Here is an 11,856-nt window from a genome sequence, read left to right as displayed (position 1 = left end):
GTCAGTTCATAACGTGACCACAGATATGCGAACCCGGGTGCGAACCGGAGATCCGAACGCGTTTGCGGAACTCTTCGACGACCATTCCCGCGCCGTGTACAACCACGCCTTCCGGCTGACCGCCGACTGGTCCGCGGCCGAGGACGTCATGTCGACGACGTTCATGGAGGCGTGGCGGCGCCGTGCGTCGGTCGAGGCCGAAGGGGGTTCGCTGCGGCCCTGGCTGCTGGGCATCGCCACAAACGTGGCCCGCGCCCAGTACCGCAGCAACCGGCGCTACCGGAACGCCGCGAGCGCGGCAGCCGCCGCCAATGCCGCGGACGAGCACGTCGAGGACCACGCCGAGGAGACCGCAGGACGGCTGGACGACCGGCGCCGCATCAGCGCCACGCTCACCGCGCTCAGTTCGCTCAAGCGCCCCGAACGCGAGGTCCTGACCCTGTGCCTGTGCGAGGGCATGGAGTACGCCGAGGCTGCCCGCGCCCTCGGCATCCCCGTCGGCACCGTCCGCTCCCGGCTGTCCCGCGCCCGCGGCAAGCTGCGAAAACTCGCCGACGCGGAACTGCTCAGAAAAAAAAGCGAACTCAGCGGGAAAAAAATGGAACTCGCCCGCACAGACCGGCAGATAACAGGTGATCGCGGATACGTGATCCGGTCCGCACAGGAAGGAAACCGATGAACGCCAACCCCTCCCAGCCGCACCCGGCTGAGTGGACGGAGACCCAGGACCTCCTGCCCTCCGTCGAGCGGGATCTGCCGGCGGGCCGCCACCAGTTCCACAAGGAGCACATGATGGCCCAGATCCACGAAGACCTCCGCGGCAGCCGCACCCCCGCCCCCCAGCGGCAGCGCAACCCGTTCCTGCGCCGCGTGATCCTGGTGCCCGCCGCCGCCTTCGCCGTGGCCGGCGCGGTCGTGGCCGGCCTCGCCCTGTCCGGCGGCAACGGAGACGGCGGCAGGACCGCCGTGGCCACCGGCCCCGCCCTGACCACCCAGATCGGCGCCGCCGACGCCAAGGGCGCCCCCCAGCTGCTCGACCGCATCTCGCTCGCCGCCGCCGACACCTCCGGACCGACGGCGCACGACGGCCAGTACATCTACGTCGCCTCGAAGGTGGCCAGCACCCATTCCAGGACCGTCGACGACAAGACCACGATCGTCAGCAAGGAGCTGCACTCCCGTCAGGTCTGGGTGTCCACCGACGGGAAGGACGGCTGGCTGATCGAGAAGGGCGAGGAGGACATCACCCTGGCCGGGGACACCCCGCTCACCGGGGCGTACGACAGCCTGGTCAAGCTGCCCACCGACCCCGACGCGCTGCTGAAGCAGATCTACAAGGAGTCGGACGCCGTCCGGGACCCCGAAGTCCCCCGCGACCAGGCGGCCTTCGTCGCCATCGGCGATCTGCTGAACGAGAGCTACCCGCCCGCGGACGTGGCCGTCGCCCTGTACAAGGCCGCCGCCAAGATCCCGGGGGTCGTCGCGGTGGACGACGCGGTCGACGCCTTGGGCCGCCACGGGGTCGCGATCGCGCGGCAGAACGACACCGACGGCCAGCGCACCGAGTGGATCTTCGACAAGAAGACCCTGCAACTGCTCGGCGACCGCACCGTCCAGGTCAAGGCCGACGAGGACGGGGAGTTCAAGCCCGGCACCGTCCTGTTCACCAGCGCGATCACCCAGCGCGCGGTCGTCGACGCCAACAAGCAGGTCCCCGGAAAGGCGAGCTGACGTGCGCCTCGGTTCCTCCTCGGCGGCGCTGGCCGCCCTGCTGGTCGCGGGAGTGATGACGGGCGCCTCGGTCTCGGCCACCGGCTCCGGCCTCGGCGTACGGACGGCGGCTGCCGTCGGCTCGGACACCGGCTCCGGCCTCGGCCTACGGACGGCGGCGGCTGCCGTCGGCCCGGACACCGGCTCCCCGGCCCGGTACGTCACCCTCGTCACCGGCGACCGGGTCCAGCTCGACGCCCGGGGCCGGGTGACCGGCGTCCGGCAGGCCCCGGGCCGTGAACACGTCCCGTTGTCCGTACGCCGCCTCGGCGACGACCAGTACGTCCTACCCGCCGACGCCGCCGCCCTCATCGGCCAAGGCGTCCTGGACAAGCGGCTGTTCGACGTCAGCGGCCTGATACGGGCCGGCTACGACGACACCCGGCGCGGCACACTCCCGCTGATCGTGTCGTACGAGGGGAAGGCCGCCCAGCGCAAGAACACCCAGAAGTCGCTGCTCGCGGACGGACACGGGGGCGTCACCGTCCGCCGTGAACTGCCCAGCGTGGACGGCGCCGCGCTCAGCGTCCGCAAGGAGGAGGCCGAGGACACCTGGCAGGCCCTGACGTCCGCACCGGGCGTCGAACGGGTCTGGCTGGACGGCCGGTTCAAAGCCGAGGCCCAGGGTGACAGTGACAAGGTCAGCGACAACGTCACGCGGATCGGCGCGCCGACCGCCTGGAACGCCGGGTACGACGGCCAGGGCGTCAAGGTCGCCGTCCTGGACAGCGGCATCGACACCACGCACCCGGACCTCGCCTCGGTGGTGACGGAGTCGAAGGACTTCAGCGGCACCGGCAGCACGGACGACAGGGTCGGCCACGGCACGCACGTCGCGGCGACGGTGGCCGGCTCGGGCGCCAGGTCCGGCGGTCTCTACAAGGGCGTCGCACCGGGCGCGCGGCTCCTCAACGCCAAGGTGCTGAACGACGACGGCGAGGGCACCGACTCCAGTGTCATCGCCGGCCTGGAGTGGGCCGCCGCCCAGGGCGCGAAGGTCGCCAACCTCAGCCTCGGCCAGACGGACACCCCGGGGAACGACCCGGTCGAGACGGCCGTGAACGCCCTCTCCGAGAGCACCGGCATGCTCACCGTCGCCGCGGCCGGCAACGAGGGCCCGGACGCCGGGACCATCGGTTCCCCGGGCGCCGCGGAGTCGGCGCTCACCGTGGGAGCGGTCGACGGCGAGGACCGGATCGCCGAGTTCTCCAGCGTCGGCCCGACCGCCGACAGCGCGCTGAAGCCGGACCTCACCGCGCCGGGCGTCGACATCGTCTCGGCGAAGGCGGCGAACGGCGTACTGGGCGACCCGGCCGCGGACGGCTATGTCTCCATGTCCGGTACGTCGATGGCGACACCGCATGCCGCGGGCGCCGCCGCGATCCTGGCGCAACGGCACCCGGACTGGACGGGGGCGCGGATCAAGCAGGCACTCACCGCGTCCACCACGCCGACCGCCGGCCAGACCGGCTACCAGCAGGGCACCGGCCGGCTCGACGTGGCCCGGGCGCTCGGCCAGAGCGTGGTCAGCGAGCAGATGTCGGTGTCCTTCGGCAAGCAGCTCTGGCCCCACGCCGACGACCGGCCTGCCACCCAACGCGTCACCTACCGCAACGACGGCGACCGCCCCGTCACCCTGGACCTGACGGCCACCGCGACCGGTCCGGGGGGCAAGGCGGCCCCCGACGGCATGTTCACGCTCAGCGCGCGGCAGCTGACCGTCCCCGCGGGCGGCACCGCCAGCGTGGACCTCACCTCGGACACCCGCACCGAGGCGGCGGACGGCGCGTACTCGGGCACGGTCGTCGCCACCGCGCAGGGCGACGGCGACGGCAGGTCCGTACGGACCTCCTTCGGCGTGATCCGCGAGGCGGAGGCGTACGAGCTCACCCTGAAGTTCCTCGACCGCGGCGGCAAGCCCGTCAGCTCGCCGCTGACCGAGATCATCGGCTACTCGGGTGAGTACGAGACCAATTCCCTGGAGGACTCCCAGCAGATCGCCAAGGGCGTCTACAAGGTGCGCGTCCCGCGCGGCGACTACGTCCTGGACACGCTGATCGGCGACGGCCTCAGCGAGGGCACCTCGGCGCTCGTCCGGCCGAAGCTCTCGCTCACCAAGGACACCACGGTCACCTTCGACGCCCGTAGGACCAAGCCGGTCCGGATCACCGCCCCCGGCGGCGCGAAGATGTCGGCCGGCTACCTCAACTACCGCATGGACACCGGCGGCACCCTCTACAACACCACCCTCCTGTTCCTGGGCTCCTTCGCCGACCTGCGCACCGCGAGCCTGGGCCCGGCGCCCGCCGCGGGGAGGCTCAGCACCCAGCTCAGCGGCCTGTGGCAGAAGGGCAGTACCACCTACAACCTGCTCTACAACCTGCCCGACCGCTTCCCCACCGGCTACCGGCACACGGCGCGGATGAGCGAACTGGCCCTGCTGAAGCGGAACATCGGCTCCTCCGTCGCGCACCGCAAGGGTTCCGTCAACGCCCTGTGGTACGGCCCCGAGCTGGGGCTGGGCACGATCAGCGACCCGTTCCCGCTGCCGGCGACGGTGAAGACGTACGTCACCACGCCCAAGGGCTACCAATGGACGGTCAACGTCGGCCAGCTGAACGCCGCCGGTGAAGAGACCGACGTGTTCTACGACGACCCACGGGTGTCCTACCGGGCGGGCCGGACGTACGAGTCGACGTACAACGTCGGAGTCTTCAGCCCGATGGTCGGCAAGGAGTGGGGCGCGCAGCGGGTCGGCGACACCCTCGACCTGTGTGTCCCCGACCTCGTCGACGGCGCCGGACACCCCGCGTCCTCCGTCGCCGCACGGCACACGACGGTCACCGCGGGCGGCCGTACCCTGCTCGACAACGACGGCGACCTCTGCCAGACGGTGGAGAACCTCCCGGCGGCGTCCACCCGCTACACGATCCGCACGGACCTGACCCGCCCGGCCGGGGTCGCCGCCACCACCAGCCGGCTGACCGCGGCCTGGACCTTCACCTCGAAGCAGCCCACGCCGCCGAGCGGCTCGAAGACGATGCCCCTCTCCACCGTCCGCTTCCACCCGAAGCTGACCCTGGCCGGCACAGCCCGCGCCGGCCACCGCACCACGGTCCCCCTCTCCCTCGAGGGCCCGGCCGCCACCCACCTCAAGTCCCTCGCGGTGAAGGTCTCCTACAACGGCGGAACGACCTGGTCCAACGCCCCGGTCACCACCAGGAACCACCAGAAGACCCTCACCCTGACCCACCCGAAGAAGGCGAGGTCGGTCTCCTTCAAGGCCACCCTGACCGACACCACCGGCAACACGTACACGGTGACGATCCTGAAGGCCTACCTCCTGACACAGGTCCTCCCCTAGGTTCGACGGCATGGCTGACGAGCGGGACGAACCTGACGAGTGCTTCGGGAATCCACGCCTCGCCGAGATCTACGACGCCCTCGACCCCGATCGCGGCGACCTCGACCCCTACCTCCGGATGGCGGAGGGGTTCGGGGCTCGCCGCGTTCTGGACATCGGCTGCGGGACCGGTGTCCTCGCGCTGCTGCTGGCCGACCGCGGCATCGAGGTCGTCGGCGTCGATCCCGCCCGGGCCTCCCTCGACGTGGCCCGGGGCAAGCCGGGCGCCGAGCGGGTGCGCTGGATCTGCGGCGACGCGACGGCACTTCCGCCGCTGCGGGTGGACCTGGCGACCATGACGGCGAACGTCGCCCAGGCCATCGTGGATCCGCGGACCTGGCGCCAGACCCTGCGGGGCGCCTACGAGGCCCTGCGCCCCGGCGGCCACCTGGTGTTCGAGACCCGCGACCCGGCCAGGCGCGGCTGGGAGGAGTGGAACCGTGAGACGTCGTACCGGGTGACGGACCTCCCCGGCGTCGGCGCGGTCGAGTACTGGGTCCAACTGACCGAGGTGAGCGAACCGTTGGTCAGCTTCCGCCAGACGTACGTCTTCTCCGCGGACACCCGGGTACTGACCTCGGACTCCACCCTGCGCTTCCGCGAACGCCGGGAGGTCGAGGCGGAACTGACCGCCCAGGGCTACACCGTCGAGGCCGTACGCGACGCCCCCGACCGCCCGGGCAGGGAACTCGTCTTCGTCGCCCGACGCCCGTAGCACCGCCGGCGGACCTCAGCGACGGTCATGGGGATCACCAGGGTGCCGCCGGTGTAGTCGAGTACGCGGCGGGCGGTCTCGACGACGAGCGGCCGCCATGGCGGCCAGTGCCGGAAGTTGTCCGTCGCCGGCAGCCCCGGCGTGATGTCCCCACCATCGTTGTCGCTGTCACATTTGTGAACCTCCGCCATCAACGACGAGTTCGAACCCGGTGCTGTAGGTCGCTTCGAATGCCAGGTAGACCACGGCCTTCGCGATCTCCGACGACTCACCGAGCCGAAGCATCGGTATCTGTTGGATCAGCTCCTCCTTGGCCTGCGCCACCGCTTCGGACGGCATCGAACGATCAAGGATTCCGGTGTCGACGGGACCCGGGCTGACGGCGTTGACGCGAATCTGCTTCGGCAGGAGTTCGCGTGCGAAGCTGCGGGCCATCGACCGGATCGCAGCCTTGGACGCCGCGTACGCGCTGATCATCGGGATGCCCAGGGAGTTCGTGACGGAGGTGGTCAGTACGACGCCGCTACCGGGACGCAGCAGCGGGACGAACCTCTGCACCGTGAAGTACGTTCCCTTCGCGTTGATCTCGAAGATCTCGTCGTAGATCTCTTCGGGGGTGGCCTCGAACGGCACGAACCGTGTGATGCCGGCGTTCACGAAGAGGGCGTCGACCGCGCCGAAGGCAGACCGGACGCGCTCGACGAGGTCGTCGATGCCAGCGAGCGAGCTCGAGTCGCTGCGAACGGCGATGCTGTCCGGACCAAGCTCCTTGAGCGCGGCGTCCAACGTCGACTGGGTTCTTCCCGTGATCAGGACACGTGCGCCCAGCTCGCACAGCAGCTTGGCCGTCTCCAGGCCAAACCCACTGCTCCCGCCAGTGATGACAACGTTCTTCCCGGTGTACTGGCCCATGTGGACGTATCGCTCCTTCGATTCGACAGGTGCCACCCACTAAACGGTCACGGGCGGCGCCCGGTCCAAGACCTGTTCTGCACGTCGTCATGCAACAGGTGCATGACTCGCCTCGCCCTGCGCTCAGGGATCCCGGGAGGCGAGTCATCGAGCGCGGGGGCCTGACGACGCGCGGTACGATCACGCAGTGTCCGTCTTGCCGTTGACGTCTCCGTCGCACGGAGATGCCGACCTGAATCTGCGCTTGGTCAGGTACTTCACCGTCGTGGCCGAGCACGGGAATTTCGGTCGCGCGGCCGCAGAGCTGCACGTGGCGCAACCCTCGTTGAGCAGGCAGATCCAACGTCTGGAACGCCAGCTCGGCGCCAGGCTCTTCGACAGGACACCTCAGGGGAGTTCGCTTTCCCCAGCAGGCGCGGCTTTCCTCCCGCAGGCGCACCGTCTCCTCGAGACCGCCCGCGCGGCTGTGGCCACGACCCGTGCAGCAAGTGAGCCACGCACCCTGACTATCGGCTACGTCGACGACCTCATCGTGACTCCGGCAGTGCGAGCGGTGCGGGAGTCACATCCGGACGCGCGCGTCATCGCGCGTCACGTCGCTTGGAAAGACGCGGATGTGGTCGTGAACGGGGCCGTGAACGCCCTCGTGGCGAGACTTCCGCTCGCCTGCCCGACAAGCCTGCTGCACACGACGGTGCTGTACGAAGAACCGCGTGTCCTGGTGATTCCGGAATCGCACTCGCTGGCAGGTCGAACGTCGGTGACGTTGGACGACTTCGCCAACGATGCGTTCGTGAAGTGCGCCGCCACCTCCGCCGACGCATGGACGACCTTCTGGCGCGCGGAGCCGCGCCCGGACGGCAGCAACGCTCCCGTGGCCGCGCGGGTGGATACGTTCGAGGACAAGCTGGAACTGATTGCTGAGGGCCACGCGATAGCGATCTTCCCCCTGGGCGACAGACGGACAACGTTACGAAAAGACCTGGTCACTGTTCCGGTGGTCGGCATCGAACCTTGCAAAGTAGCCGTCGTCACCCGCGCCGACAGCAACAACGAACTCGTGGACGCTTTCATCGCGGCGGCGAGGCGGGAACTCGTCTCGCCGACAAACTGAGGACACCGTCCGCGATACGCACCTGCCGACCGACGAACTCCCGGCAACTCGGGGAAGGCGGGGCGTCCGTCCGCCGGCCGAATGGAGGACCAACTCGGCGCCCTCGGCCCCGCCCTGAACGCCGTGGTGTAACAGTGCACGCCCCGTGGACACCGACCCCGACCTCGCTCACCTTCGGCAGGAGCCGAGCGTCACGCCGGCGGCCGGGTGAGTTTGGCGGCCACGGCGTCGAGGACCCAGTCCAGGCCGGTTGCGAAGGATGTCTCGGCGTCCACGTCCGTGCCGTCGTACACGGCCTTGGCCAGCGCCGGGAAGCGGCCGGTGGCCAGTATTCTCGTCACATGCGGGCCGTGGGCGCGCTGCCAGTCGTGCTTGGACAGGCCCGTGGCGCGCTCGGCCCGCAGGTTCGCGATCTCGCGCCTGATCGCGCCGATGAAGTAGGCGCTGACAGTCTCGACGGCGCGCATGACGGTGTCGACATCGGTGAGGCCGTCGAAGGCGGACAGCGTGGCCTCGGTCACGGCGAGGCCGTTCGGGCCCAGGGCCGGGCGGCCACCGAGCAGGTCGGCCAGCCATTCGTGACGGAGAGCGGCCTGCCTGGTGCGCTGGGCGAGGATGCGCAGCGCCTCCCGCCAGTCACCGGGCTGTTCCTCGGGGAGAATCTCGGCCTGGACCTCGTCCACCATGAGGTCGAACAGCTCCTCCTTGGTGGAGATGTAGCGGTACAGCCGCATAGGGCCGGCGTCCAGGCGGGCCGCGACCTTGCGCACCGACACCGCCTCCAGCCCGCCCTCGTCGGCCAGTGCGATGGCGGCGGCGACAATCCGCTCCCGGTCGAGCGGCACGGGGCGAGTCGGCGGCTCCGGGCGGTCCCACACAGTCATGCTCACACCGTACCGTTGCGATGCGCTGTACCGTTGCGATGCACCGTATACGAGCAATACAGTGTATCGACATGAGACATCGCATCGCAGTGGTCGGGAGCGGTCCTGCCGGCCTTGCCTTCGCCCGCGTCCTGCACCGCCATGACCACCCCGTCACCGTCCTCGAACGCGACCCCGCCCCCGACGCCCGCCCCCCGGGCGGCACGCTGGACCTGCATGAAGGGCTGGGCCAGCTCGCGCTGGACAAGGCGGGGCTGCTGGCGGAGTTCCAGGCGCTGTCGCGTCCCGAGGGGCAGGCCATGCGCATTCTGGACACGGACGGGACCGTCCTGCGGGACTGGCGACCCCGTCCGGATGACCGGGCCAATCCCGAGATCGACCGCGGGCAACTCCGTGACCTGCTGCTCGGCCCTCTCGACGTCCAGTGGGGCCGGGGCGTGACGCGTGTGGTGCCGGGGACCCGGGATGGCGTACTGGTCCATTTCACGGACGGGCGACAGGAGACGTTCGACCTCGTGGTCGGCGCGGACGGCGCCTGGTCCCGGGTCCGCCCGGCAGTCTCGTCGGTGGTGCCGCACTACACCGGCGTCACCTCGATCGAGACCTCCCTCGACGACGTCGACACCCGCCACCCCGACCTCGCCCGGCTGATCGGCGACGGTTCCCTGGCGGTGTACGGAGTGAACCGAAGCCTCGTCGCCCAGCGCAACAGCGGCGGCCACGTGAAGGTGTACACCAAATTCCGCGCGCCGCTGGACTGGCACACGAACCTGGACCTGGCCGACGTCGAGGCCGTGCGATCGAGCCTGCTGGCTCTGTTCGACGGCTGGGCCGCTCCCGTCCTCGACCTCCTCCGCCACGGCACCGCTTTCGTCCACCGCCCCTTCTACGTCCTGCCCGTGTCCCATACCTGGGCCCACGTCCTCGGGGTGACGCTGCTGGGCGACGCCGCCCATCTGATGCCCCCACTGGGGGTGGGCGCGAACCTCGCGATGCTGGAAGGCGCCGAACTCGCCGAGTCCATCGGCGCCGCCCCCGGTTCTGGAGATCTGGACGAGGCCGTCCGCGCCTTCGAGGAGCGGATGTGGGCACGGGCCGGCAGATGGGCGAAGATCACGACGGCCGGTCTGGAACGCCTTGTGAGCCCGGACCCCGCCGAAGCCCTCGCCCTCTTCGACCAAGTCCAGCCATCCTGACTGCCAAGCGCGAGAGCACCGGCACCGGAACGGACAACGAGTCACAGGGCGGCGGGCGGGCGGGCGGCGTGGCGCGGCACACTTTTGCAAGCGGGTGCTTGCAATAGTTAGCGGGGGTGGTGCACAGTGGAGGCATGGCATCGCTCAACGTCGGCAATCTCGGTGAGTACCTGCGCGAGCAGCGGCGTAACGCCAAGCTCTCGCTGCGGCAGCTCGCCGACGCCGCCGGGGTGTCCAATCCGTATCTGAGCCAGATCGAGCGCGGGCTGCGCAAGCCGAGCGCGGAGGTGCTGCAGCAGGTCGCCAAGGCCCTGCGGATCTCCGCCGAGACGCTGTACGTGCGGGCCGGCATCCTCGACGCGGAGCGGGACCGGGACGAGGTGGAGACGCGGGCGGTGATTCTCGCGGACCCCACCCTCACCGAGACGCAGAAGCAGGCCCTGCTGCAGATCTACGAGTCCTTTCGGAAAGAGAACGGATTCGAGACCGGGCAGGACGCGCACACGGAGCGGGCGAGCGACGACCGTGAGATGGATGACATCGATCCGCAGCAGACGGCCGGTTGACCGGACCAGGGGACCGGCCGCCCAGCTGCGGACCTGCAAGACCCTCGCCGAGCACGGCGAACACAGCGAACATGACGAACGCGCATCCGGGAGGATCTCCAACCATGGCCATCACCGACGACCTGCGCAAGACCTTCAGCGACCCGACCCCCTTCTACTTCGCCGCCGGCACCGCCGACCTGGCCCTCCAGCAGGCGAAGAAGGTGCCGGCGCTGGTGGAGCAGCTGCGCACCGAGGCCCCGGCGCGGATCGAGGCCGTGCGCAACACCGACCCCAAGGCCGTGCAGGAGAAGGCCGCCGCCCGTGCCAAGGAGGCCAGTGCCAAGGCCAAGGAGGCACAGGAGACCTTCCAGGCCAAGGTCACCGACTTCATCACCAACGTCGACGGCGACATCAAGAAGCTCGGCTCCACCCTCGACGCCGACATCAAGAAGCTCGGCGAGTCCGCCCAGGACTTCGCGCTGCGCGGAGTCGGCGTCGCCGCCGAGTACGCCGTCAAGGCCCGTGAGACCTACGAGAAGGTCGCCGAGCACGGCGAGCAGGCCGTGAAGACCTGGCGCGGCGAGGCCGCCGACGGGATCGAGGAGCTCGCCGTCGCGGTCGAGCCCGAGCCGGCGCCGAAGGCCGAGCCCGTCGCGGTCAAGGAAGAGGCCAAGCCCGCTTCCTCCGCCACGCCCACCCCCACCCCCGCCGAGGCCGCGCCCGCGAAGAAGCCCGCCGCCAAGAAGGCTCCGGCGGCCCGCAAGACCACCGCGACCACCGCGAAGAAGACGACGCCCCCCGCCAAGTGAGACGGCCGGCAGGCGGCGACGCCAACGCGGACATACGGTTACGGGCCGGGCACTCATTCGGTGCCCGGCCCGTTGTACGGGTAGCAGGAGCGCGGTTGCGGGTACGGTGACCGCGTAAGGACGAGCCAGGTCGTACCGAGCGGGTGGTGGACGTAGTGCTGATGACGGGCTTCAACAATTTCATGGCGCTGCTCAGTCTCGCCCTGATCCTGTTCAGCGCCTTCGCGCTGATCGACGCGGCCATCCGCCGCGAGGATGGCTACCGAGCCACCAGCAAGCAGACCAAGCCGTTCTGGCTGATCATCCTCGGGATCGCCTTCGTGGTGAACCTGATCTTCCCGATCCTGTCGTTCCTGCCGATCATCGGCGCGGTCGCGACGATCGTGTACATGGTCGACGTCCGCCCCGCCCTCCGCTCCCTCCCCGGCGGCGGCCGCACCCGCCGAGGCGGCGGCTCCAGCAGTGACGGCCCCTACGGCCCGTACAACGGCGGACGGTAGGAAGC

At 70.0% G+C, this 11,856-nt stretch carries 11 protein-coding genes and 1 pseudogene; 9 read left to right on the top strand and 3 right to left on the bottom strand.

All coding sequences use genetic code 11. The features are described from left to right. Positions 1-13: 13 nt before the first annotated feature. From ACFPIH_RS39865 to ACFPIH_RS39850, 4 genes are read left to right on the top strand one after another with little or no spacing between them, the layout of a single operon-like run. Positions 14-679 carry an RNA polymerase sigma factor gene (locus ACFPIH_RS39865; RefSeq protein WP_381182931.1) on the top strand — a complete coding sequence of 222 codons (666 nt, stop codon included), beginning with the start codon at positions 14-16 and terminating at the stop codon, positions 677-679. Beyond that, positions 676-1,731 carry a CU044_5270 family protein gene (locus ACFPIH_RS39860; RefSeq protein ID WP_381182933.1) on the top strand — a complete coding sequence of 352 codons (1,056 nt, stop codon included), beginning with the start codon at positions 676-678 and terminating at the stop codon, positions 1,729-1,731. The genes ACFPIH_RS39865 and ACFPIH_RS39860 overlap by 4 nt, the downstream gene beginning before the upstream one ends. Position 1,732: 1 nt before the next feature. Further along, entirely contained in the window at positions 1,733-5,134 is a 3,402-nt protein-coding gene (locus ACFPIH_RS39855; protein ID WP_381182935.1) for a S8 family peptidase, read from the top strand. A gap of 10 nt (positions 5,135-5,144) precedes the next feature. Further along, complete coding sequence (locus ACFPIH_RS39850; RefSeq protein ID WP_381182937.1) at positions 5,145-5,888, top strand: class I SAM-dependent methyltransferase; 744 nt, start codon at positions 5,145-5,147, stop codon at positions 5,886-5,888. A gap of 20 nt (positions 5,889-5,908) precedes the next feature. On the opposite strand, the pseudogene ACFPIH_RS39845 reads toward ACFPIH_RS39850, so the two are convergent. Then, positions 5,909-6,037, bottom strand: a pseudogene (locus ACFPIH_RS39845) (ATP-binding protein); the annotation flags it as partial. Between the two features lie 19 nt (positions 6,038-6,056). Next, on the bottom strand, positions 6,057-6,800 hold the full coding sequence (locus ACFPIH_RS39840) for an SDR family oxidoreductase (RefSeq protein WP_381182939.1): 744 nt from the start codon (positions 6,798-6,800) through the stop codon (positions 6,057-6,059). 187 nt (positions 6,801-6,987) lie between these two features. Between ACFPIH_RS39840 and ACFPIH_RS39835 the strand changes: the two genes are divergently transcribed. After that, complete coding sequence (locus ACFPIH_RS39835) at positions 6,988-7,914, top strand: LysR family transcriptional regulator (protein ID WP_381182941.1); 927 nt, start codon at positions 6,988-6,990, stop codon at positions 7,912-7,914. 191 nt (positions 7,915-8,105) lie between these two features. On the opposite strand, the gene ACFPIH_RS39830 is transcribed toward ACFPIH_RS39835, so the two are convergent. Then, positions 8,106-8,798, bottom strand: a complete 693-nt coding sequence (locus ACFPIH_RS39830) for a TetR/AcrR family transcriptional regulator (protein WP_381182943.1) — start codon at positions 8,796-8,798, stop codon at positions 8,106-8,108. 71 nt (positions 8,799-8,869) lie between these two features. Here ACFPIH_RS39830 and ACFPIH_RS39825 point away from each other — a divergent pair, with 71 nt between their 5' ends. The 4 genes from ACFPIH_RS39825 (at position 8,870) to ACFPIH_RS39810 (ending at position 11,851) form a co-directional block, all read left to right on the top strand. After that, complete coding sequence (locus ACFPIH_RS39825) at positions 8,870-9,994, top strand: FAD-dependent oxidoreductase (RefSeq protein ID WP_381182945.1); 1,125 nt, start codon at positions 8,870-8,872, stop codon at positions 9,992-9,994. A 134-nt stretch (positions 9,995-10,128) separates the two neighbouring features. After that, on the top strand, positions 10,129-10,560 hold the full coding sequence (locus tag ACFPIH_RS39820; RefSeq protein ID WP_381182947.1) for a helix-turn-helix domain-containing protein: 432 nt from the start codon (positions 10,129-10,131) through the stop codon (positions 10,558-10,560). A gap of 104 nt (positions 10,561-10,664) precedes the next feature. Continuing rightward, complete coding sequence (locus ACFPIH_RS39815) at positions 10,665-11,351, top strand: hypothetical protein (protein WP_381182949.1); 687 nt, start codon at positions 10,665-10,667, stop codon at positions 11,349-11,351. Positions 11,352-11,512: 161 nt separating this feature from the next. Beyond that, positions 11,513-11,851 (top strand): DUF2516 family protein, encoded by a 339-nt coding sequence (locus ACFPIH_RS39810; RefSeq protein ID WP_381183023.1) that lies wholly within the window; start codon positions 11,513-11,515, stop codon positions 11,849-11,851. Positions 11,852-11,856: the final 5 nt, after the last annotated feature.

The sequence above is a fragment of the Streptomyces vulcanius genome, from assembly GCF_042653945.1.
In the GTDB taxonomy this organism is placed as follows: Bacteria; Actinomycetota; Actinomycetes; order Streptomycetales; family Streptomycetaceae; genus Streptomyces; species Streptomyces mangrovi.
Note: the sequence above shows the minus strand (reverse complement) of the source record. Positions and strands in the feature narration are given on the sequence as shown.

Coding starts and splice junctions, on each gene's coding strand:
- ACFPIH_RS39860 (WP_381182933.1), top strand. CDS start 676: ATGAACGCCAACCCCTCCCAGCCGCACCCGGCTGAGTGGACGGAGACC.
- ACFPIH_RS39830 (WP_381182943.1), bottom strand. CDS start 8,798: ATGACTGTGTGGGACCGCCCGGAGCCGCCGACTCGCCCCGTGCCGCTC.
- ACFPIH_RS39825 (WP_381182945.1), top strand. CDS start 8,870: ATGAGACATCGCATCGCAGTGGTCGGGAGCGGTCCTGCCGGCCTTGCC.
- ACFPIH_RS39850 (WP_381182937.1), top strand. CDS start 5,145: ATGGCTGACGAGCGGGACGAACCTGACGAGTGCTTCGGGAATCCACGC.
- ACFPIH_RS39820 (WP_381182947.1), top strand. CDS start 10,129: ATGGCATCGCTCAACGTCGGCAATCTCGGTGAGTACCTGCGCGAGCAG.
- ACFPIH_RS39815 (WP_381182949.1), top strand. CDS start 10,665: ATGGCCATCACCGACGACCTGCGCAAGACCTTCAGCGACCCGACCCCC.
- ACFPIH_RS39840 (WP_381182939.1), bottom strand. CDS start 6,800: ATGGGCCAGTACACCGGGAAGAACGTTGTCATCACTGGCGGGAGCAGT.
- ACFPIH_RS39810 (WP_381183023.1), top strand. CDS start 11,513: ATGACGGGCTTCAACAATTTCATGGCGCTGCTCAGTCTCGCCCTGATC.